The following is a 22619-nucleotide window of genomic DNA, read 5'->3' as shown; positions in this document are numbered from 1 at the left end:
AATGGGCGGCTAGCACGCGTTGATCGCGTTCGCGAGCGCGGCGGCAATGCGCGGCAACGGCAGGATCGCGGCGGCAGCGTCTAGCGCCGCCGCCGCTTTCGGCATGCCGTACACAGCGCTGGTCGCCTCGTCCTGCGCGATCGTGTGATAGCCCTTGGTGCGCATCGCCTTGAGTCCGATCGCGCCGTCGCGGCCCATGCCGGTCAGCAGCACGCCGACGGCGCGCGCCGGCCAGCGGGCCACCACGCTCTGAAAAAATACGTCGACGGAAGGGCGGTAAGGCGTCTCTTCCGGCACGCGCGTGTAGCCGAGCACGTTAGGCAGTTTCAGATGCAGATGATCGTCGGTGGCGGCGAGCAGCACGATACCCGCCTGCGGCCGGTCGCCTTCGTTGGCGATCCGCACCGGCAGCGCCGATTGCTGGTTCAGCCAGTCCGCCATGCCGGCGGCGAATGCCGCATCGACGTGCTGCACGATGACGACGGCCGCCGCAAAATCCCTGGGCAGGCCGGCAAGCAGGGTGGCGAGCGCCGCCGGTCCGCCCGCCGATGCGCCGATCGCCACCAGCGGCGTGGCGCGGTTCGTCGCGCACGCGGGCGTTGCCGCGGCCGCCGCGCCGGGCGCGTTGCGCTCCTTGACGAGTGCCGCGATGCGGTCGATTTTGGCGATCAGCGTGGCGATGCTCCTGTGCGCGTCCGGACCGCTCAGCGACGGCGTATCGACGGCGTCGAGCGCGCCCGCGCCCATTGCTTCATAGACGCGCCATGCGTTCGCGCCCACGTCGACGGTGACGATCAGGATCGCGCAGGGCGCGCGAGCCATGATTCTCCGCGTGGCCTCGATGCCGTCGACGTTCGGCATCACCAGATCCATCAGCACGATGTCGGGCCGCTGCGCGGTGCAGAAATCGACCGCCTGCTGGCCGTCCTGCGCGATCCACAGCACCTCGTAGTCGTGGCGCGCCGCGAGCGCGCGACGCAGCGCTTCGACGGCGAGCGGCATGTCGTTGACGATTCCGATTTTCATCCGTGTCACCCGTGGGTTTAACCGTAAGCTTCGCCGATCAGATCACGTACCGCATCGAGCAGCGCTTCGTCATGAAAACTGCCTTTCGCCAGATAATAGTCCGCGCCCGCATTCAGCCCGGCGCGGCGATCCTCTTCACGATCCTTGTACGAGACGATCATCACCGGCAGTGACTGCAACTGCGGATCGCGCTTGATCAGCGTGACCAGTTCGATGCCGTCCATACGCGGCATGTCGATGTCGGTGATGACGAGGTCGAAGCGCTCGCCTCGTACTGCATTCCAGCCGTCCATGCCGTCCACGGCGATCGTCACGTCGTAACCGCGCGTGGCGAGCAGCTTGCGTTCGAGCTCGCGCACGGTGAGCGAATCGTCGACCACCAGCACGCGGCGCGCGGCGCGCTGAGCCGCATGCGCGACGCCGTTGTGCATGCGCCTGAGATCGCCGCCCGCCACGAGCCGTTCGACGGAACGCAGCCAGTCGTCGACATCGGCGATCAGCACCGGGTCGCCGTTCTCCATCAACGCGCCGGCGGTAATGTTCCTGATCTTGCCGAGGCGCGGATCGAGCGGCTGCACCACCAGCATCCGCTCGCCGAGAAAGCGGTCGACCACTACGCCGTAGGTTTGCGCGCCGTCGCCGACCACGATCATGCTGACCGTGTCGCCTCCGTCCGCGGGCGGCGCGGTGTCGAGAATCTGATGCGCGGTGACGACGCCGATGCGCCGGCCGGAAAACGCGATGTGCTGATGTCCTTCGAGCAATTCGATCTCCGCGCGGCTCACGTGCAGCGTGCGGTTCACATGCGCGAGCGGCACCGCGTACGGCTCGCCCGCGACTTCGATCAGCAGGCTGCGGATCACCGAGAGCGTCAACGGCAACTGCAACTGCACGCGCGTGCCGAGACCTGGCTCATGCGCGATGCGCACCGTACCGCGTACGCGCTTGACGACGTCGTGCACCGCGTCGAGTCCGACGCCGCGGCCCGAGACTTCGGTCACCTGATCGCGTAGCGAGAAGCCCGGCAGGAACAGGAATTCGAGCAGTTCCGCTTCGGATAGACGCGCGACCGTTTCCTCGCTCGCGAGCTTCTTGCGCACGATCGACGCGCGCAAGGCGTCGAGATCGATGCCCGCGCCGTCGTCGGACACGGTGATCAGCAGCGCGCCGGCTGTGTGGCGCGCGTCGAGTGTGAGCGTTCCTTCTTCCGGCTTGCCGCGTGCGAGTCGCACGGCGGGTGCTTCGATGCCGTGATCGAGCGCGTTGCGCAGCATGTGGCCGAGCGGCGCTTCGAGCAGATCGAGAATGTCGCGGTCCACCTGGGTTGATTCGCCGACCAGTTGCCAGCGCACCTTCTTGCCGAGCGAACGCGCGACGTCGCGCACCATTCGCGCGAGTCCGGCGGTGCCGTCGCCGAACGGACGCATGCGGCATTGCAGGGCGGCGTCGTAGAGCTGCTGCGACAGATGCGTGGAGCGGCGGTCGAAACTCTCCAGATCGGCCAGACGCTCGGCCAGCAGATGCTGCGATTCGGCGGTGAGGCGGCGCACTTCTTCGAGCGCGGCCTGGGCGCGCGGATCGAGCTTCAGATCGGCAAGCGTTTCGTGTAGCTGATCCAGCGCGCGGGTGCTGTCGCGGTGCACGCGTTTGACGCGCAGCATCGATTGCGCGAAGGGTTTCAGCCAGCGCGATTCGACCAGCGATTCGCCGGACAACGACAGCAGGCGGTCGAGATTGTCGGCGCGCACACGCAGCATGCGGCCGGATTCGGCCGCTATGCTGCTCGCGCTACTCGTGATGTTCGACGCGGACGCGCGGGAGGCGGTGTTGTCAGGCGCGTGTTGCGGCGTGGCCTCGGCGCGCAGTGCATCGGCCAGCAGGTTGAATGCGGCGTCGGGATCCGGGCTTGCGCTGACGGAAGGCGCTGGCGCGGGTGGCTCGGCGGCCCTGCCGGCCACAGGTTCAGATACCTCCGCGGCCGGCGGCGCCACATCCTGCCGCACGACCGCTCCATGCGGCAACACGGCAGCCATACGCGCCTGCAACGACGCCACGCACGCACCGACCGCTGCGCGCGCCGAGTCGTCTTCATCATTGCCGATGCGCGCGACGATATCCACCCCGCGCAGCAACTCGTCGACCCAGGCCGGGTCGAGCAACGCACGCCCTTCCTGCGCGGCAACGAAGCAGTCTTCCATAGCATGCGCGAGTTCGACGCCGACCTGCACGCCGACAATGCGCGCCGCACCCTTCAACGAATGCGCGGCGCGCATGCACGCTTCGAGCGCCGCGGCATCGCGCGGCGCGCGGTCGAGGGCGAGCAGTCCGTCGTTGAGCACGCGTGCCTGCGTCCGCGCTTCTTCGCGGAACAGATCGATCAGCGACGGGCGGCGTGGCTCGTCCGTCATCCGAGACTCCGGTTCAAGGTGTCGAAGAGTGCGTCGGCGTCGAGCAGGCCGACGCTCATGCCGCGCCACGGAGCGACGGCGCGCGTATGCGCGGCGGCCGCTTGCGAGAGCGTGGCGGGCGGCGGGCAAAAGCTCGCCACGGCAAGCCGGTGCACGCCGTCGACCTGGTCGACGGGGAACACTGCGTGTTCCTCAGCGCGCGCGACTACCAGCAAGCGCGGCAGATCGTGACGCGCGCGGTCGTCGCGAGAGGCGGCATCGGTTTCGAAACCGAGCAGGTGCGCGAGCGACAGGCACACCAGCAACTCGCCTTGCACGTTCACCACGCCCAGCGCCGCGCGATGCTGCCGATGCGGCAACGTATGAACCGGCCGTGTCTGCACGATGCGTTTGAAGATCGGCGTGGGCAGCGCCAGCCATTCGTCGCCGATGCGAAAGACGAGCAACGATTCGCTCGCGCCCTGCGCGTCATCGCGCGGTTGCGCCGGCACGCGAGCGTCGAGCTGCGAGAGGTCCGCTTCGGGAATCGGCCGGTCCAGCAGTCTGGCCGCGGCTGTCTCGAACACCGGGCAATTCAGACAGCGCACGTACTCGGCAAGACGCTCGCACGACGAATCGCCGCGCACGCCGATGCGATTCCAGCAGTCGTCGAAGCCCACGGGGTGTGCATCAGCCACGTTGCGCTCCCTGTGCGCGCGACGCGCGTTGCATCAACAGACGTGCGCCGTCGCGATCGCCTTCGAGTTCCAGCAGCGTCGCGAGATGTGCGAGCGCTTCCGCGTGCTGGGGATCGAGATAAAGCGCCTTGCGATAGTGCCCGCGTGCGAGGTTCGCGTCGCCGTTGGCATCGGCCAGGACGCCGAGCAGATAAAACGCGTCGGCGTGCGGGGCGTGGTGTGCCAGATATGCGGTGATTGCCGACTCGGCTTGCGCGAGGCGCCCGGCGTCGGCCAGCGCGCGTGCGGCCTGCAATGCGTCGCGTGCGGCGTTGATCGGCGCGGGGTTGGGCGGAGGAGACAACGGGCCGTGTGCCGGCGAGACGGGTATCGACGTTCCGTGCATCGGCGGTGCCATACTGCCGCGCGGAGCGAACTGCGTGACGCTATTGAACGGCGTGCGTGCAACCCGAACGGGCCACGCGAAAGGCACGGGCGCGAGCGTTGATGAAGGCGTCGTCACGGGCATGGCGGCGGTAGCGAGCGGCATGCTATGCCAGCGGCTCAACTGCGCTTCGTCGGGCGCGCGGCGATGAAATGCGAAGGCCAAAGGAATTTTCGCGGACTGCATGCCGTAGCGCATCAGCAGCCCGGTTTCCGCTGGGCCGACGAACAGCGTGCCGTTTTCGGCCAGCACGCTATTGAGCGCGTGCAAGGCTTTTTGCTGCGCGTCGCGGTCGAAGTAAATCAGCACATTGCGGCAGAACACGAAGTCGTAGATGCCAGGCGCGGACGCGTCGAACTGCATCAGATTGGCGCGCGAAAAACGCACCGCCTCCACGATGCGCGGCGCGAGACGCCAGCCGTCCTCGGTGCGCGTGAAATGCGCGTCGCGAAACGCAAACGCATTGCCGCGAAACGAATTGCGTCCGTAGACGGCGCGCTGCGCGATGGCGAGCGAGCGGTCGCTGATATCCATTGCGTCGATGCGCAACTGCGCGGCCTCGATACCGGCATCGAGCAGCGTCATCGCGATCGTGTACGGTTCTTCGCCGGTCGAGCAAGGCAGGCTCAGGATGCGCAGCGGCAACGCGGTGCCGCGCCCGGCGAGGCGCTCATGCGCGAGCCGCGCGAGTGCCTTGAACGCGTCGGCGTCGCGATAGAACCAGGTCTCCGGCACGACGACCGTTTCGATCAGCGCCTGCAGCATGGCCGGCGAACCTTGCGTGGCTTCCCAATAGTCGGTGAGCGTGGCTTCGGCGTGACCGTCCGCGTACCACGCGGCGGCGCGCTGATCGACGGCACGCTCGATCGCGCTATGACCGAGCGACGCCGCGTCGAGCCCCATGATCCGATGCAGCAGCTCGGCGAAGCGCCGATAGAGCGGCGCGTTGTCGTGATGCGCGTTCATGCGTGCGCCTCGGGAAACAGGAGCGCCTTGACGTCGTCGGGCAGCAGATGCTCTACGCGGATCCATTGCACGAGGCTGCCCGCTTCGCTCGCGACGGGGCCGAGATAACGCGCGTGCGGCATATCGAGGCCGGCATCCTGAAACGCCGCCACGTCCAGACGAAGGGTGCGCGTCGCGCCTTCCAGCAGCAGCGCGAGCAGACGTGTCGTGCCTGCATGCGGATAGCGCACCAGCACCACACGTGTGGACATTAGCTGCGCGGCGGGACGGCCGAGCGCGAGCGCCGGCAGATCGATCAGCGGCAGCGGCGCGCCTTCGTGGTCGAGCACGCCCGCCACCCACGAGGGCGCGCCGGGGATCGTCTTCGGCGGCGACTGCGGTGTGAGCGGCATCAGACGCTCCACCTGCGTCGCGTCGATCACGTACCGTTCGCTATCGAGCGTGAAGAGAATGAAGAGCATCGGCGTAGGCGATGGATGAGCGTGCGGATGCCGGCTTCGAGCAGCGCCGCGGCGCGTCAGGCCGTCACCTTGAAGCGCGACACGCCGGTGCGCAGACTGTTGGCGACGTGCGTCAGATCGTCGATCGCCTGGGTCGACTGGCGCAGCGACTCCGCCGTCTGTTGCGCGGCCTCCGAGAGTTGCGTCAGCGCCTGGGTGATCTGCTCGGCGCCGGTGGCTTGCGTCTGCATGCCGTCGTTCACCATCGAGAAGCGCGGCGCGAGCTGCTGCACCTGCTGGATGATTTCCGTGAGATGGCCGCCGACGTTCTGCACGTCGAGCATGCCGCGCCGCACTTCTTCGGAGAACTTGTCCATGCCCATCACGCCGGCGGCGACCGCTGACTGGATCTCCTTGACCATCTGTTCGATGTCGTAGGTCGCCACGGCGGTCTGATCGGCGAGGCGACGGATCTCCGTCGCGACGACAGCGAAACCGCGGCCGTATTCGCCGGCTTTTTCCGCCTCGATCGCCGCGTTCAGCGAGAGCAGGTTGGTCTGATCCGCAACCTTGGTGATGGTCGCGACGACCTGGTTGATGTTGCTGGCCTTTTCGTTGAGGATGGCCAGCTTCGCGTTGACGGAGCCGGCGGCTTCCATCACGAGGCGCATGGTCTCTTCCATGCGTGCGAGGCCGGCGTGCCCGGTGCCAGCGAGTACCGCCGACTGGCCGGCCACTTCCGAGACTTCGTTCATGGCGCGCAGCAGATCGCGCGAGGTCGCGAAGATTTCACGCGACGTGGCGCCGATCTCGGTAGTGGTGGCAACGGTTTCGTTCGCCGTGGCTTGCTGTTCGCGGGAGGTCGCGGCGATTTCCGTCACCGACGTGGTGACCTGCATCGCCGACTTCTGCGCCTGGCCAACCAGCGCGGTGAGTTCGTCGGCCATGCGGTTAAAGCCCGCTTCGAGCGCGCCGATTTCATCCGTGCGATTCAGTTGCAGGCGTTGCGTCAGGTCGCCTGTGCGCATCACATCGACCACTTGCAGCATCTTGGCCATCGGCGTGGTGACGCCGCGCACCAGCCAGTAACCGGCCAGCGTGGCGAGGACGGCGGCGACCAGCAGCATGACGAGCAGCACGACGCGGGTCGTCTCGACCGAACTGCGGATGCTCTCAGCGGACTGGTCCGCGTAGCCCTTGTTGTTCTCGACGAGCTTGCGCACGGTGAGCCGGCCGGTTTCCCAGAGCGGCGTGAGTTGCGTATTGAAGACGCGCGCAGCGTTGTCTTTCGAAGCAGGCAAGGCGTCCAGCAGCGATGCCTGGATCGACAGGTACTGCGCCTGTTGCTGGCGGAAATCATTGAAGACCTCACGATCGACGTCGCGGAAAATCGTCGCGCCGTAATCGTTGATGATCTTCTGCAGCGTTTGCTGGGTTTCCTGCAAACGTGCGGTGTCGCGCTTCACGGAATCGGGGTCCGCGTCGACATAGATCAGGCGCTGCGTGACGCTGTAGTTTTCAAACCAGGCCGCGCGCATCGCGGTCGCGTTGTAGAGGCCGGGCATCGAGTCCTGCTGCTGGCTCTTCGCATCGCGGTCGATGCCGCCAAGCTGCTGGAACGCGACGATTGCCATTGCCAGCATCACGATCAGCACGATCCCGAAGCTGCACAGAATCCGTTGCCGGATTGTCCATTGTTTCACGCGAACGCCCCTTACTTGTGGCTTTGCCTCAACCCAGTGTTGTCGACGCGATGGGTCGGAAAGCTTTACGGTTCGTCAGATTTATCCGACGAGTTATGAGGCGAATTTTACATTGATCGGGAGAATGTATCAGTTGAACAAATGGACCGGCGAACCTTCATGGCGAGCCGGCGATTGGCGCGTTACACGAGTAATGTCCGGTTACCACTTGCTGCATCTATTTCCGCGCGCGCCGGCCACAATCGGTTCCATGCCTGAACGGCGGGGAGTCAAACATGAAAAAGATCGCAGTGGCGTTGTTGATGGTGGGAAGTCTGAGCGTAGCCGGGCAGGCGTCGGCGCACGGTAACGGCGGGGACGTGGTGGGCGCGCTGATTGGTGGCGCCGTGCTGGGAGCGGTGGTGACCTCCGCGCTGAATGCGGCGCCGGTGGTGGCGTACCGGCAGCCCGTGTATGCACAGCCGGCGTATCAGCCCGCACCGGTCTATGCGCAAGCGCCGCCGGGATATTGCTATGACCAATATCAGCGCGCCTATGTGGCGTGCGGTGCGCCGCCGCCGCAATACGGATATCCGCAGCCGCAACCGGGTTGGTAATCTGATCGCGGAGTACGTGGGCTGTTGCGCGTGCCACAAAATGAAAGGCCGTCGCCTTACGCGACGGCCTTTCATTTCATGCGCCGTTCAATGCCTGTGATGCAGCCACTCCGCATAGTGCGTATCGAGCCAGCGCTCGCGCCTTTGCGGTCTTGTCTTCTGATGGTAGTGGGACGCGGCCCAGATAGCGACGCCGACCAGCAGCATGACGGCGGGCCCCAGCAAATAAGCCATCAGCGATTCAGACATGGGAGCCTCCGTATGGGGTTGCGTGCACCCTTCAGTTTAGGCGATCAAACGCGAGAGAAAAGGACCGCGTGAATCGATGTTGATGCGTGCTTGGCGGCGTCTGGGTTTTCGCCTTTTTGAAACCTGTCGGAAAGTCGGATTTTGTCTTGGCGGCAAAGGGTTAGGATTGATCAAATGTGCTTCGTGTACCAAAAAATCGTGTCGGTGCAACGGCTGGCGGAATAGAGCGACGCAAGCCCCTCGGCGCTAGCGGGTCACGCGCTGCGCGTGCCCTTGATCTGCGCGTCGACGAAGTCCGCCCAAAGCTGCATGATTCGACGCTGATCCACGGCCTTTTCCGCATTCGAGCGTTGCGTGCCACGCTCGGGCACTTCTTCGGCACTGCGGTCGGGCGCGTCTGCGTGCGCCGTCATCTCGCGCAAGTGCGTCGTCGCGGTACGCCGGAAGTCGTGCAGAACGAAATGCTCCACGTCGAGACCGAGCGCCTTGACGGCCTGGTTCAACGTACTCCTGGCGATGGGCCGATCGTCGCCCCGAACGCTCGGGAATACGAAGTTTCGGCTGGCCTTGGTCTCGTGAAGCTCGCGCAGCATGGAAACCGCCTGAAGCGAAAGAGGTACGCGCTGATCGCGGTCTTTCTTCAGGCGCGCGGCGGGTATTGTCCACCACGCTTTGTCCAGATCGAATTCGGCCCACGTCGATTCGACCAGGTCCGATTTCCGCACCATCGTCAACACCAGCAGATGCAGCGCCAATTTCAGGGGCCGGCGAATGCTCGACGCGTCGATCGACCGGAACATGGCGCCGATTTCCTCGCCCGAGAGCACGCGGGTGCGGCTGTCGAAAGTGGCGATGGAGCGCGCCGGAACAACCTCGGCCGGATTGCCGGCGGCGAGTTGCCGGGCAATCAGGTACTCATAGAGACGCTTGACCACGTTACGCGTGTGCAGCGCCATTTTCGGCGAACCGCGGCTTTTGATTCTGTCGCATATCGCCACGATATCGGCGGCGGTAACGGCTTTAACTGACATGTGGCCGATGGCGGGCAACACGTCCTTGTCGAGCGCGCGCCGCGTGGTGCGGCGATATTCCTCCGACTTGCCCGCCATTTCCGTCGCGAGATAGAGCTCGGCGGCTTCGCGCAGGACATCGGCTTTGCTTTCCGCGCCGCGATCGCGCCGTGCCGTGGCGACCGGCGAAATGCCTTGCGCGACCATCTCCGCATACTTTTGCGCCTTGGCCCGCGCGACGCGTAGAGAAATCATCCGGTAGTCGCCAATGGTGGCGAGCGGCTGGCGCTTGCCGTTCAGCGAATAGCGGAAACGCCAGACCTTGGTGCCGGTCGTCATGACTTCGATGACGAGGCCGTTGCCGTCGGCGACGCAATAACGGGTGGCGCGCGGTTCGAGCGCGCGGATCTGGGCTTCGGTGAGGGGGACGGCTAGTCGGGGCATGCTCGGATCGTCGAAACGCGGACAGCGGCGATTTTAAACCTATGCCGGCTGTGTACCAAAGATTTCGCGGGTTTTGGGTTAACGAAACGAGAATTTATGTGTGCGAGCGTGTTTGTCGAATCTCGTAGTAAAGCCGGAAATATAAGCCTCCTGACGTAGAAGCCGATCCTCGCTCACTTGCCGATACAGAACCTACTAAAAATCACCCCGAGCAGGTCATCCGAACTGAATTCGCCCGTGATGGAATTCAGCTGGTCCTGCGCGAGCCGCAGTTCTTCAGCGAACAGATCCAGCGCCTGCGAGTTCTGATCGGCGTGCGCGGCCGCGGTAGCCAGATGTTCTTCGGCGGCGCGCAGTGCGATCAGATGCCGCTCGCGCGCCAGGTACACGCTTTCCGCGCCCGCTTGCCAGCCGGCGATCCGCAACAACTCTTCGCGCAACAGCGCTACGCCGTCGCCCTGTTTCGCGGAGAGCCGCACTTCGCTCAGATCCGGGTCTGCGTCGAGTGCTCGCGTTGCCGGCGCAAGGCCGGTCAGGTCCGTCTTGTTTAGCACGCGCACCACCGGCACGCCGGCCGGAAAGCGTCCGGCGATGGCCTCGTCTTCGACAGTCATGCCGGTGCGAGCATCGAGCAGATGCAGCACGACATCTGCGCGTTCGATCTCGTTCCAGGTGCGCGCAATACCGATTTTCTCGACTTCGTCCTCGGTATCGCGCAGGCCGGCGGTATCGATCACGTGCAGGGGAATACCTTCGATCTGAATCGTCTGCGCGACCTTGTCCCGCGTCGTGCCGGCAATCGGCGTGACGATTGCCAGCTCCGCGCCCGCCAGCGCGTTCAGCAGCGACGATTTGCCGACGTTCGGCTGTCCGGCCAGCACCACCGAAAGACCCTCGCGCAACAACGCGCCTTGCCGCGCTTCGCTCAGCACGTGCGCGAGGCGCTCGCGAATCCGCGCCAGCTTGCCGCGGGCGTCGGCGGCTTCGAGGAAGTCGATCTCTTCCTCGGGAAAGTCGAGCGTCGCTTCGACGAGCATGCGCAGCGTGATCACGTCTTCGACCAGCGCGTGAATGTCGCGCGAAAACGCGCCGTCGAGCGAGCGGCCCGCCGAGCGCGCGGCAGCCTCGGTGCTGGCCTCGATCAGATCGGCGACCGCTTCGGCTTGCGTCAGATCCAGCTTGTCGTTGAGGAAAGCACGGCGCGTGAATTCGCCCGGTTCGGCCAGACGCAGGCCGAACGCGCGGCCAGCGTCGATGCAACGCTGCAGCACGAGTTGCAGCACCACCGGACCGCCGTGGCCTTGCAGTTCGAGCACGTGTTCGCCGGTGTAGGAATGCGGCGCCGGGAAGTACAGCGCGATGCCACGGTCGAGCGCGCTGCCGTTGGCGTCGAGAAACGGAACGTAGCTGGCGTGACGGGCGGCGAGTGTCTGACCGGTGAGCGCTTGCATGAGCGGTTGGGCCGCCGCCTCGCCCGCTCTCCCGAACGAAATCCTCACCACGCCGATACCTCCCCGGCCGGGCGCGGTGGCAATGGCGACGATCGGATCGGAATCGGTGGTGAGCATGGAAGCGTGGCAAAAAACGGAGAGAAGGGCAGGGGGCTGGCGGTCAACGCGGCGCGAGGCATTGTAACGCGGCAGTGTGTGAAGGCTGACCGGCGGCGCGGCGGAGCGGCCGCTTTGACAACTCGGAGCCGATTTCGGAGTTATCTCACAAAAGCTAAATTGTGCTGCTGTTTTTTGAGAATAACCAAGACTGCACGAGATGACTAAGTGCCCATCAGACAGCAAAAAAGCGAAAAAACGCACAATTTTTAAAATCGTGGCGCATCACGGCTGGCGCTGGTCAAAGCTAAAAAATATATTAATTCCGATACTTGCTAGCTTGGTTGGTTGAGAACCACTGGCTTGGGCGCTTGCACAATCCGATGCATGACGACCAAACAATTGAAAGCCGCGTTTGCCGAACGACTCAGCCGCTCGATGAAGCGGCGCAATATTTCCAACGGGGCCGAGCTCTGTAGAAAATTCAATCTCCTCCACACTGGCGCAGACGTGACGGATCAGGCCATATACAAATGGCTCGACGGAACGACAATGCCACGTCCAGCCAACCTGCGCACGTTAGCCAAATTGCTGGACGTGGACAAGCATTGGCTGGCTTACGGACTGTCGCAGAGTACGAAGGCAAAGCCGCTCGCGCCCGGCGAGACCTATCCGCTTTCGGCCGAGACGATCGAGTGGGTGCCGAAAAAGGGTGCGCTGATATTGACGATAAACCTGGAGGACCGCGCCGGGTTCCAGGAGGTGACCGTCCGCGTTGCCAGCCAGAATGGCGAAGAAAGTTAGCGAGGGTGCGGCTTGCGGGCCTTTCCTTTGATCGCCAATGCTTTCGGCGCTCAACGGCTTGGTACCCACCGGCCTCGGTACTGCCGGATCGGGTCTGCCTAATATCGGGACAGCTGCGCCGCCCGATAGACTGCCTGCCTGTCATTTCAACAGGCAAGTCGGATTTATCTCAAGCAAGCTAGGATTGCCACTGCTTGTCCTGCGTAAAAATAGGACGCTGCCGGACCCTACGGCTGTCACTGGCCCACCGCACAACGAAAAACAACAAAAAATGACAACTTTGGCAGGCGCTTTGTTCGGCGGTGCCTGCAAGCTAAACGTATCTCAAATAGGCTATAAGTAAGCTTGGCTGGTTGTCAACTGGTTGAACGTTGAATTGCACAATCCGGCCCATGCCGACCAACAAAGAAAAAGCCGCCTTCGCCAAACGGCTGAAGGACTTGCTAGAGCCGCTGAAAATTCGCGGCGGGACCAAGCTCGCCGAGCAATTCAATCTTCGCTACCGGGGCGAGCGTGAGGTCACGCCGCAAACCGCCCACAAGTGGCTAGCTGGCACGACGATTCCAAAGCCCGACAAATTGCGTACGTTAGCCGAATGGCTGAACGTCAAGGAGCATTGGCTTCACTACGGACCGCCACCGGGCACGAACGCGAGGCCGTTGGCGCGCGGCGAGAAATATCCGCCGTCGCCGGAAACGATCGAACTCGCTTCGAAGATCCAGTCGCTGACGCCGAAAGACCGCTTCCTGGTCGAGGAGATGATCGTGCGCTTTTACGGTGAGGATGCGGAAGAAGAGTGACGATGGCGTCGCCGATGCGATGAGTTCAGCCGCGACCATGAAAAATGCCGCCCGGTTTGCACCGGGCGGCATTTTCTTGCGCTGTCGTGTCAGCCAGTGTCGGCTTGCATCGGCCTGCTAGCGGGCGTTTGCCCGCCTCTGGCAAGATGTCAGGCCGCTTTGGTTTTGGCCTGTCCCATCATTCGCGTGATGTAGTACTGCTGGGCGATCGAGAGCACGTTGTTCACCACGTAGTACAGCACCAGACCGGCCGGGAAGAAGAAGAACATGACCGAGAACGCGATCGGCATGAACATCATCATCTTGGCTTGAACCGGATCCGGCGGCGTCGGGTTCAGCTTGGTCTGCAGGAACATGGAAACGGCCATCAGCACCGGCAGGATGAAGAACGGATCCTGTTGCGACAGATCGTGAATCCACAGAATCCACGGCGCGCCGCGCATTTCCACCGACGACAGCAACACCCAGTACAGCGAAATGAACACCGGAATCTGGATCACGACCGGCAGACAGCCGCCGAACGGATTGACCTTCTCGGTCTTGTACAACTCCATCAGCGCCGAGTTCATCTTTTGCGGATCGCCCTTGAAGCGTTCGCGCAGTGCCTGCATGCGCGGCGTGATCGCCTTCATGCGCGCCATCGACTTGTAGCTCGCCGCGGACAGCGGGAAGAACACGGCCTTGATCAGCAGCGTGAGCAGCACGATCGACCAGCCCCAGTTGCCGACATAGCTGTGGATCTTCTCGAGCAGCCAGAACAGCGGCTTCGCGATGATCGTCACCCAGCCATAGTCCTTCACCAGTTCCAGACCCGGTGCGATGCCTTCGAGCATGCGCTCTTCTTCCGGACCGGCGAACAGGCGCGCGGACACGTCGACCGTTTGGCCCGGCGCGATGGTCGGCACCGGCTCCTTCACGCCGACGCGATACAGCGCCGGATCGATCTTCTCGACGTAGATATCGCGCTTCACGCCCTGCTGCGGAATCCAGGCCGACGCGAAGTAATGCTGGACCATCGCGATCCAGCCGTTGTCGGCGGAGGTCGCGTAATCCTGCTTGTTCTTGTCGATGTCGCCGAACGTCATCTTCTGGAAGTGATGCTGATCGGTGTAGACGGCCGGTCCGATGAAGGTGTGCGAGAAGCGCGGCGTTTCCACCGGCTGATCGTCACGCACCAGTTCCATATAGACCGACGGGCTCACCGGCGTGGCGCCGACGTTCTGGATCTTCGTGTCGACGCCGATCACATAGCTGCCGCGCGTGAACGTGTAGGTCTTGATGACCTTCAGGCCACCCTTCACCGGCGACTCGAAGCTGAGCTGGAACGATTTTTCGTCGCCCGTCAGGTCATGCGGCTGGTTCGGCAGCGGCGTGTAAATGTCGTTGTGATTCGGGAAATCGCCGCCGAGCAGGCCCGTGCGCGCCAGATACGTGTGGTTCGCGGTGCGGTCGAACAGCGTGATGACGAGATCCGGCTGCTTGCCGTCGCCCTTGTTCACGAGCGACAACTTCGACAGCGTGCCGCCGCGGGTGTCGATCTCGCCGCTATAGACGTCGGTGTTGAACTTGATCAGTTGCGATTGCGTGGCCGCCGGCGCGTTGCCCGGTGCGGCTGCGTTCGTTGCCGGCAGATCGGCGGGCTGGGTTCCCGGCGTCGTGGTTCCCGGTGCGGCGCCGCCGACGGTCTTGGTCGGCGTGGCGCTCGGGAAGAACATCGACGGGCGTCCGTGGTCGCGTTGCCAGTTGTCGAACAGCATGACCGCTGACATGAAAAAGATGACCCATAGGACGGTGCGTTTGATATCCATGCGTTGTCTCAGTGTCGATGGAACGGCGCGTCAGCGCTTTTCAGAAGTGGGAGGCGGGACGAGATCGATGCCGCCCGCGGAAAACGGGTGGCAGCGGCAAATACGCCTGGCGGCGAGATAAGTCCCGCGCGCGGCGCCATGATACTGGATTGCTTCGCGCGCGTAATCAGAGCAGGAAGGGTAAAAACGGCACCGGTTGCCGAGCATTGGGCTCACGGCAACTTTGTAGAAACGCAATAAAGCGATGAGTACCGTTTGCATGGCTGGTGCGGCCGGACGGCGCCGCGCAACGTGGAGTACCGGGCGACGCCCGCGCAGCGCGGCCGCCTGAGCGGCCTGAACTGCAAAGCGGGCGGTCACTTGAGCGTCATTCCGTCTTGGGCGCTTCCGCGGGCGGCGCCTCGCGACGGGTCACTTCGCGCGCTGCCTTGTCGAGCAACGCCTCGATTTCGCTGCGGCACAGCGCCCTCAACGGCGGCGACGAGGCGCTCGGCAAAGCCTTCTTGTCGAAGCGCGTGTGCAAACGCAGCAGCACATCCCAACCGCCGAAGTCCGCGCGACGCAGCCGGAAGGCCTCACGCGCGATTCGACGCACCAGATTACGCGTGGCCGCGCGCGGCGCGTACTTCTTGCCGATCACGAGGCCTAAGCGAGCTTCGTTGCCGGTGGGCCGGCCGTACACCACGAAGTGCGCGGTGCGGCGCCACGGGCGCAAACGAAAAACGGATGAAAATTCATCCGTTTTCAGCAGCCTTGCGGCTTTGGGGAAGGCGGCTTGCGCTCGCAACGGAACCGAGCCCAGTTGCTGCGCCTCAGCCGTTCCCGCGTTACCGCGGGCTTCACTACCCGGCATAAGCGTCGCGTGCAACGCCTGCCTTAGATGGCGAGGCGCTTGCGGCCCTTCGCGCGACGTGCGTTGATGACCTTGCGGCCACCTGCGGTCTTCATGCGAACGCGAAAGCCGTGGGTGCGCTTGCGACGGGTAACGGAAGGTTGGTAAGTACGTTTCATGTTGCTCTCACTTGATCGAAAAATAACCGCGCGATCATCGCTGAAAGCGCAATGGCCGGAGGTTTACTGAATTGGTTTTCGCGGAACCCGCTATTTAAACCGGTTTTTCGTTGACCGTCAATAGTTTAGCCTGATTCGAGCGTGCCCCGCGAGGAGTTCGGCGGGTGATCCGTCCCTGTGGATAACTCCCTTGCGGGTCCGTTTTGGCGTTAGAATCTCGCCTTACTTCCCAAAAATCCTGCACGCCGCTCCGGCTCGCTTGCCCCGCAAACCCTTGTGGCACAAGCGCCTGGAGCCATTGCGCCTGGTTAGTCTGGCTGCTCAGGGCCTTGTTGCGTGCGCGCGACAAGGGCAGCGGCAACCGCCGTGCACACCATAACGACAGCAACTCGATGAACGATTTCTGGCAACACTGTTCCGCATTGCTGGAGCGTGAGCTTACGCCCCAGCAGTACGTGACGTGGATCAAACCGTTGGCCCCGGTCGCCTTCGACGCCGCTGCGAACACGCTTAGCATCGCTGCGCCGAACCGTTTCAAGCTCGACTGGGTCAAGAGCCAGTTCTCCGGCCGCATTGCCGATATGGCCCGCGATTTCTGGCACGCCCCCGTCGACGTCCAGTTTGTACTCGACCCGAAAGCCGGCATGCGCGCCCCCGCAGCAGCCGCGCCGGCGCGTCCGGCTTCTGCGCCGGCTTCAATGGGCGGCAGCGCCGGCAATGGCGCCGCCGTGGACGCAGCCGTCGGCGCCGTGCAAGCCGCGCAGACTGCGCGCGCGAACGGCGCGAATAGCGCGATGGCCAACCTCAACGCGAATGCCCGCGCGGCGGCCGAACAGAACGCAAACGCACGCGCTGCGGCCGAAGATTCCGCCGACCTCGATCTGCCCAGCCTCGACGCGAACGAAGCCGCGGCCGCCCGCCGTACGTGGCGCCCGGGCCAGAGCGCCGGTTCGAGCGGCAACGGCGAAACCGACTCGATGTACGAGCGCTCCAAACTGAACCCGGTTCTGACGTTCGACAACTTCGTGACCGGTAAGGCCAACCAGTTGGCGCGCGCCGCGGCGATTCAGGTCGCCGACAATCCCGGCATCTCGTACAACCCGCTGTTTCTGTATGGCGGCGTGGGCTTGGGCAAGACCCACCTGATCCACGCGATCGGCAACCAGCTTCTGATGGACAAGGCGGGTGCGCGGATTCGCTACATCCACGCGGAACAATACGTGTCCGACGTGGTGAAGGCTTACCAGCGCAAGGCGTTCGACGACTTCAAGCGCTACTACCACTCGCTCGACCTGCTGCTGATCGACGATATCCAATTTTTCTCGGGCAAGTCGCGTACACAAGAGGAATTCTTCTACGCATTCGAAGCGCTGGTCGCCAACAAAGCGCAGGTGATCATCACCAGCGACACGTATCCGAAGGAAATTTCGGGTATCGACGACCGCCTGATCTCCCGCTTCGACTCTGGCCTGACCGTGGCGATCGAGCCGCCCGAGCTGGAAATGCGCGTCGCGATTCTGATGCGCAAGGCGCAATCGGAGTTCGTGAGCCTGAATGAAGACGTCGCGTTCTTCGTCGCGAAACACTTGCGGTCGAACGTGCGTGAACTCGAAGGCGCGCTGCGCAAGATCCTCGCGTATTCGAAGTTCCACGGCCGCGAAATCACGATCGAAGTGACAAAAGAAGCGCTGAAAGACCTGCTGACGGTACAGAACCGGCAGATTTCGGTGGAAAACATCCAGAAGACCACGGCTGACTTCTACAGCATCAAGGTCGCGGACATGTATTCGAAGAAGCGTCCGGCGAACATCGCGCGGCCGCGGCAAATCGCGATGTATCTGGCGAAGGAGCTGACCCAGAAGAGCTTGCCGGAAATCGGCGAGCTGTTCGGCGGCCGCGACCACACCACGGTGCTGCACGCAGTGCGCAAAATTGCCGACGAGCGCAGCAAGGACGCGCAACTGAACCACGAATTGCACGTGCTGGAGCAGACGCTGAAAGGCTGAGCGGTTCGTCTGGAAAAAACGACCTGTTTATTTCCAAACTCGCCCCCATTTTAGTGAGGCGGTTCCGTTTTCAGGCACAATACAGGTTTAACCGCCCGGCGGCCGCGGGCGGATTTCACGCCGTGACAGGCGCTGCAAGGCGCCGGCGGGGAGCCACGGCTGCGTGCTGGAAAGCTGTCCTGGCAAGGCGCGCAGGCCGTTATATCAACGAAGGAACTCTATGCAACTGGTCAAGACCGAACGCGATAACCTCCTCAGGCCGCTGCAAACTGTGAGCGGCATCGTCGAACGCCGCCATACGTTGCCGATCCTCGCCAATTTGCTGATTACCAAGAACGGCCCGGACGTGTCGTTCCTGTCGACCGACCTCGAGTTGCAGATCACCACGCGTGCCGATTTCGGCGTAGGCGGCGATTCGGTGGCGACCACGGTGGCAGCGAGAAAGCTCCTCGACATTCTGCGCGCCATGCCCGACGGGCAGGTCACGCTCACGCTGAACGACAAGCGTCTGACCGTGCAATCCGGCAAGAGCCGCTTTGCGCTGCAAACGCTCGCCGCGGACGAATTCCCGACGGTCGCGCAAGCTAAAGACTACGGCGCGAACCTCGTGGTTCCCCAGAAGACGTTCCGCCAGTTGCTCGGCATGGTCCATTTTTCGATGGCTCAGCAGGACATCCGCTACTACCTGAACGGCATGCTGCTGGTGGTGGACGGCGACCAGTTGATGGCGGTCGCAACGGACGGCCACCGTCTGGCGTTCTCGTCCGTGAAGATCGAAGGCTCGTTCCAGCGTCAGGAAGTGATCATTCCGCGCAAGACGATTCTGGAACTCCAGCGTCTGCTGGAAGACATCGACGACACACTGAAGATCGACATCGCGCAGACGCAGGTCAAGTTCACGTTCGGCCAGGTCGAACTGGTGTCGAAGCTGGTGGAAGGCAAATTCCCCGACTTCCAGCGCGTGATTCCGAAGTCGCACAAGAATCAGTTCGTGATCGGCCGTGAAGAACTGCAGCGCTCGCTGCAACGCGCCGCGATTCTGACCTCGGACAAATTCAAGGGCGTGCGCTGCATCATCGAGCCGGGCCAGTTGAAGATCATGTCGACCAACGCCGATCAGGAAGAGGCGCAGGAAGAACTGGAAATCGCATACGACGGCGACAGCGTCGATATCGGGTTCAACGTCACGTATCTGCTCGACGTGCTCGCGAACCTGAAGGTCGACACGTTGCAAGTGAGCCTGGGCGACGCCAGCTCCAGCGCGTTGATCACGATTCCCGAGAACGACGAATTCAAATACGTCGTGATGCCGATGCGCATCTAACGCGTCCAACACCAAAGAACACACCAAGGGGCGCAGCGCCCCTTTGGCGTTTTTATGGTGATTTGAAAAGTCCCGAGCAGCAACCTTGCAGCAACGCAGAACCGGAAAAAATCCATGACTGAAACGAACAATTCGCAACCCGACAACAGCTACGGCGCATCCTCGATTCAGATCCTCGAAGGTCTGGAGGCGGTGCGCAAGCGGCCCGGGATGTACATCGGGGATACATCGGACGGGACCGGTCTGCATCACCTCGTATTCGAAGTGCTGGACAACTCCATCGACGAAGCGTTGGCGGGGCATTGCAACGACATCCAGGTGATCATTCACGCGGATAACTCCATTTCCATCACTGACAACGGCCGCGGCGTGCCGACCGGTCTGAAGATGGACGACAAGCATGATCCGAAGCGCAGCGCCGCTGAAATCGTGATGACCGAGTTGCACGCCGGCGGCAAGTTCGACCAGAACAGCTACAAGGTGTCCGGCGGCCTGCACGGCGTGGGCGTGTCGTGCGTGAATGCGCTGTCGGCGTGGCTGCGTTTGACCATTCGCCGCGACGGCAAGAAGCACTTCATGGAATTCCACCGTGGCGTGCCGCAGAACCGCATTATCGAAGAGATCGACGGCGTGGCCGTTTCGCCGATTCAGGTCACCGGCGAGACCGAGAACCGCGGCACCGAAGTGCACTTTCTCGCCGACGAGACGATTTTCGGCAACATCGAATATCACTACGACATTCTGGCCAAGCGGATTCGCGAACTGTCGTTTCTGAATAACGGCGTGCGGATTCGCTTGACGGATCAGCGCACCGGCAAGGAAGAAGATTTCGCGTTCGTGGGCGGTGTGAAGGGCTTTGTCGAGTACATCAACAAGAACAAGTCCGTGCTGCACCCGAACATTTTCCACATCAGCGGCGAGAAAGACGGCGTGGGCGTGGAGGTGGCGATGCAGTGGAACGACAGCTACAACGAAAACGTGCTGTGCTTCACGAACAACATCCCGCAGCGCGACGGCGGCACCCACCTGACCGGGTTGCGGGCGGCAATGACGCGCGTGTTGAACAAGTACATCAACGATCACGAAGTCGCGAAGAAGGCGAAGGTTGAGACTTCTGGCGACGATATGCGTGAGGGATTGTCGTGTGTGCTGTCGGTGAAGGTGCCGGAGCCGAAGTTCAGCGCGCAGACGAAGGACAAGCTGGTGTCGTCGGAAGTGCGCGCGCCGGTGGAGGATGTGGTCGCGAAGGCGCTCGAAGAGTTTCTGCTCGAGACGCCGAATGACGCGAAGATCATTTGCAGCAAGATTGTGGATGCGGCGCGCGCGCGGGATGCGGCTCGGAAGGCGCGTGAGATGACGCGTCGGAAGGGTGTGCTCGACGGCGTGGGTCTGCCTGGGAAGTTGGCGGATTGCCAGGAGAAGGATCCGGCCAAGTCTGAGATTTATATCGTCGAGGGTGACTCGGCGGGCGGGTCGGCGAAGCAGGGGCGGGATCGGAAGTTTCAGGCGATTTTGCCGCTGCGCGGCAAGGTGCTGAATGTGGAGAAGGCAAGGTATGACAAGCTGCTTTCTTCGGAGCAGATTGTGACGCTGATTACTGCGCTGGGCTGTGGGATTGGTAAGGAGGACTACAACCTCGATAAGTTGCGTTATCACCGCATCATTATCATGACCGATGCTGACGTTGATGGTGCGCACATTCGTACGCTATTGTTGACGTTCTTCTATCGGCAGATGCCGGAGATGATCGAGCGTGGGTATATCTATATCGCGCAACCGCCCCTGTTCAAAATCAAGGCGGGTAAGGATGAGCGGTATTTGAAGGATGAGGCTGAGGTTAATGCTCACATTCTGAAACTGGCGTTGCAGGGGTCGGAGTTGTTGGCTTCGGAAGGGGCTACGCCGATTACTGGGGATGCGTTGGGGGAGTTGGCTCGGGCTTATTTGCTGGCGCAGGCTGTTGTTAATCGGTTGAGCCGGTTGTATGACGCTGGCGCGCTCGAGGCTGTGATGGATGGGATTGCGATCGATCTGTCCAGCGAGGAAGCGGCTGATGCGTCGGCTAAGGCTCTTGAGGCGAAGCTAAGGGATGATCCGTTGAAGCCTGAAGTTAAGGTTACGACGATGTATGACCCTGTGCGTGAATTGCGCTCGCTGCGGGTCGCGCGGACGCATCACGGGAATCAGAAGATTTCTGTGTTGGATCAGGATTTTCAACTCACTGCTGACTATCAGCAGCTGATCAATACCGCTAATACGTTTAAGGGGTTGATTGGGACTGGCGCTGTCATTAAACGTGGCGAGCGGAGTATGGCTGTTACTGACTTCAAGAGCGCTATGAAGTGGTTGTTGGCTGATGCTGAGCGCAATATCTCGAAGCAGCGCTACAAAGGCCTCGGCGAGATGAATCCTGGGCAGCTTTGGGAAACTACGATGGATCCGACCGTGCGTCGCCTTCTTCGTGTGCAGATCGAGGATGCTATTGCGGCTGATGGGATCTTTACTACGCTCATGGGGGATGATGTGGAGCCGCGTAGGGCTTTCATCGAGTCGAATGCATTGCGGGCGGGGAATATTGATGTTTAAGTGTTGTTGTAGCGGGAACCATAATGTGAGATTTTGGGAAGCATCCATTGAGACATTTATCAATGGATGCGCTCCGATAGCTCGCATGGCGGAACCTGACTGCCTTCGCAGCCGCCAGCGCGGCGACCACCTGGTTGATGTGGCCGTCGTTTTCTGAGTCTCGCAAAAATCATGAGGCGGCGCTTTCGGCCGACTTTGCCGTCGCTGCTGCTCTGCAGACGTATGTGAGCTTCTCGTCAGAGCCGCCTGGCGACCTTGGGTGCGTTGTTTCTCGTCCTGGCAAAAGCACGGCGCCGAGCGCCTCCGAAAGCCGAGCGGGACGCGGGATTAGCCGTTGATACCTTCCTATTCGACGTCTACAACTCGCGGAATCTGGCGAAGTCTGTGACGGGGGAGCAATTGAGCGGCAGCAATGCAGTCTCTTGGCGATTTGGATTAGAAGTCGTTACACAACAGCCCAACTTCCCCCGAAGAAGCTGTTATTCGGCTGCAACGGGTTGATTTTTTTAGGTAAATACTTCTTATCCTTAGACAGCTCTTTGCTGGCGGCAGAGCATGCACGGTCGAACCATCCAGCCGCGCAGGCAATTTAGCGTTTGTTATTGAGCATTGTGCTCGTCGAGAATTTCATGAAGACGCTTATTCTGCAATTTCCGTTGATCGTATACGCATTCTGCGTACGCAGAGTCCCACATATTGTAGTGACCCAGCGTCGGTGACGGTAGCCAACCTGTGCCGGTCTCTTTTTCAAGTCTACAAAACCGCTTGGCATCGTCCTCTGCCTTCATGT

General features: G+C 62.3%; 20 protein-coding genes. 6 read left to right on the top strand and 14 right to left on the bottom strand.

The window, feature by feature from the left end:
• Nucleotides 1–9: 9 nt before the first annotated feature.
• From NE850_RS37830 to NE850_RS37805, 6 genes are read right to left on the bottom strand one after another with little or no spacing between them, the layout of a single operon-like run.
• Entirely contained in the window at nucleotides 10–1026 is a 1017-nt protein-coding gene (locus tag NE850_RS37830; protein ID WP_007180102.1) for a chemotaxis response regulator protein-glutamate methylesterase, read from the bottom strand.
• A 17-nt stretch (nucleotides 1027–1043) separates the two neighbouring features.
• Nucleotides 1044–3434, bottom strand: a complete 2391-nt coding sequence (locus tag NE850_RS37825) for a hybrid sensor histidine kinase/response regulator (protein ID WP_165187287.1) — start codon at nucleotides 3432–3434, stop codon at nucleotides 1044–1046.
• Nucleotides 3431–4111 (bottom strand): chemotaxis protein CheW, encoded by a 681-nt coding sequence (locus NE850_RS37820; protein WP_007180104.1) that lies wholly within the window; start codon nucleotides 4109–4111, stop codon nucleotides 3431–3433. The genes NE850_RS37825 and NE850_RS37820 overlap by 4 nt, the downstream gene beginning before the upstream one ends.
• Nucleotides 4104–5501 (bottom strand): protein-glutamate O-methyltransferase CheR, encoded by a 1398-nt coding sequence (locus NE850_RS37815; protein ID WP_007180105.1) that lies wholly within the window; start codon nucleotides 5499–5501, stop codon nucleotides 4104–4106. Before NE850_RS37815 ends, NE850_RS37820 begins: the two co-directional genes overlap by 8 nt.
• Nucleotides 5498–5962: a chemotaxis protein CheW gene (locus tag NE850_RS37810; protein WP_007180106.1), complete on the bottom strand. Its 465-nt coding sequence runs from the start codon at nucleotides 5960–5962 to the stop codon at nucleotides 5498–5500. Before NE850_RS37810 ends, NE850_RS37815 begins: the two co-directional genes overlap by 4 nt.
• 56 nt (nucleotides 5963–6018) lie before the next feature.
• Nucleotides 6019–7644, bottom strand: coding sequence for a methyl-accepting chemotaxis protein (locus tag NE850_RS37805; protein ID WP_007180107.1), 1626 nt, complete (start codon nucleotides 7642–7644; stop codon nucleotides 6019–6021).
• Between the two features lie 275 nt (nucleotides 7645–7919).
• Here NE850_RS37805 and NE850_RS37800 point away from each other — a divergent pair, with 275 nt between their 5' ends.
• Nucleotides 7920–8240 carry a hypothetical protein gene (locus NE850_RS37800; protein ID WP_007180108.1) on the top strand — a complete coding sequence of 107 codons (321 nt, stop codon included), beginning with the start codon at nucleotides 7920–7922 and terminating at the stop codon, nucleotides 8238–8240.
• Nucleotides 8241–8327: 87 nt separating this feature from the next.
• Here the strand turns inward: NE850_RS37800 and NE850_RS37795 are convergent, their stop codons facing one another.
• The 3 genes from NE850_RS37795 to mnmE all read right to left on the bottom strand — a co-directional run bounded on the left by NE850_RS37795 (nucleotide 8328) and on the right by mnmE (nucleotide 11511).
• Nucleotides 8328–8489 (bottom strand): hypothetical protein, encoded by a 162-nt coding sequence (locus NE850_RS37795; RefSeq protein ID WP_007180109.1) that lies wholly within the window; start codon nucleotides 8487–8489, stop codon nucleotides 8328–8330.
• A gap of 254 nt (nucleotides 8490–8743) precedes the next feature.
• Nucleotides 8744–9943: an integrase arm-type DNA-binding domain-containing protein gene (locus NE850_RS37790; RefSeq protein ID WP_165187289.1), complete on the bottom strand. Its 1200-nt coding sequence runs from the start codon at nucleotides 9941–9943 to the stop codon at nucleotides 8744–8746.
• A 173-nt stretch (nucleotides 9944–10116) separates the two neighbouring features.
• Complete coding sequence (gene mnmE / locus NE850_RS37785; protein WP_007180111.1) at nucleotides 10117–11511, bottom strand: tRNA uridine-5-carboxymethylaminomethyl(34) synthesis GTPase MnmE; 1395 nt, start codon at nucleotides 11509–11511, stop codon at nucleotides 10117–10119.
• Nucleotides 11512–11877: 366 nt separating this feature from the next.
• Here mnmE and NE850_RS37780 point away from each other — a divergent pair, with 366 nt between their 5' ends.
• Both NE850_RS37780 and NE850_RS37775 read left to right on the top strand, forming a co-directional pair.
• On the top strand, nucleotides 11878–12294 hold the full coding sequence (locus tag NE850_RS37780) for a transcriptional regulator (protein WP_007180112.1): 417 nt from the start codon (nucleotides 11878–11880) through the stop codon (nucleotides 12292–12294).
• A 392-nt stretch (nucleotides 12295–12686) separates the two neighbouring features.
• Nucleotides 12687–13094, top strand: coding sequence for a transcriptional regulator (locus NE850_RS37775; RefSeq protein WP_007180113.1), 408 nt, complete (start codon nucleotides 12687–12689; stop codon nucleotides 13092–13094).
• 149 nt (nucleotides 13095–13243) lie between these two features.
• On the opposite strand, the gene yidC is transcribed toward NE850_RS37775, so the two are convergent.
• The 4 genes from yidC to rpmH all read right to left on the bottom strand — a co-directional run bounded on the left by yidC (nucleotide 13244) and on the right by rpmH (nucleotide 15913).
• Entirely contained in the window at nucleotides 13244–14902 is a 1659-nt protein-coding gene (gene yidC, locus NE850_RS37770; protein WP_007180114.1) for a membrane protein insertase YidC, read from the bottom strand.
• 30 nt (nucleotides 14903–14932) lie between these two features.
• Nucleotides 14933–15163, bottom strand: a complete 231-nt coding sequence (yidD, locus tag NE850_RS37765) for a membrane protein insertion efficiency factor YidD (protein WP_007180115.1) — start codon at nucleotides 15161–15163, stop codon at nucleotides 14933–14935.
• A 106-nt stretch (nucleotides 15164–15269) separates the two neighbouring features.
• Nucleotides 15270–15755, bottom strand: a complete 486-nt coding sequence (locus NE850_RS37760) for a ribonuclease P protein component (RefSeq protein WP_007180116.1) — start codon at nucleotides 15753–15755, stop codon at nucleotides 15270–15272.
• A 23-nt stretch (nucleotides 15756–15778) separates the two neighbouring features.
• Nucleotides 15779–15913 (bottom strand): 50S ribosomal protein L34, encoded by a 135-nt coding sequence (gene rpmH, locus NE850_RS37755; protein ID WP_004198824.1) that lies wholly within the window; start codon nucleotides 15911–15913, stop codon nucleotides 15779–15781.
• A 392-nt stretch (nucleotides 15914–16305) separates the two neighbouring features.
• Between rpmH and dnaA the strand changes: the two genes are divergently transcribed.
• The 3 genes from dnaA (at nucleotide 16306) to gyrB (ending at nucleotide 21829) form a co-directional block, all read left to right on the top strand.
• Nucleotides 16306–17919, top strand: coding sequence for a chromosomal replication initiator protein DnaA (gene dnaA / locus NE850_RS37750; RefSeq protein WP_007180117.1), 1614 nt, complete (start codon nucleotides 16306–16308; stop codon nucleotides 17917–17919).
• 220 nt (nucleotides 17920–18139) lie between these two features.
• Nucleotides 18140–19243, top strand: a complete 1104-nt coding sequence (gene dnaN / locus NE850_RS37745) for a DNA polymerase III subunit beta (protein ID WP_310700247.1) — start codon at nucleotides 18140–18142, stop codon at nucleotides 19241–19243.
• A gap of 114 nt (nucleotides 19244–19357) precedes the next feature.
• Nucleotides 19358–21829, top strand: coding sequence for a DNA topoisomerase (ATP-hydrolyzing) subunit B (gyrB, locus tag NE850_RS37740; RefSeq protein WP_007180119.1), 2472 nt, complete (start codon nucleotides 19358–19360; stop codon nucleotides 21827–21829).
• A gap of 599 nt (nucleotides 21830–22428) precedes the next feature.
• Here gyrB and NE850_RS37735 read toward each other — a convergent pair.
• Nucleotides 22429–22619, bottom strand: a 191-nt coding sequence (locus NE850_RS37735; RefSeq protein WP_310700246.1) for a hypothetical protein, incomplete at its 5' end; no start/stop codon positions are given.

It is taken from the genome of Paraburkholderia sp. USG1, assembly GCF_031570135.1.
Taxonomy (GTDB): Bacteria; Pseudomonadota; Gammaproteobacteria; order Burkholderiales; family Burkholderiaceae; genus Paraburkholderia; species Paraburkholderia dioscoreae.
The sequence above is the reverse complement of the archived record's forward strand: the minus strand, read 5'-3'. Positions and strand labels throughout refer to the sequence as shown.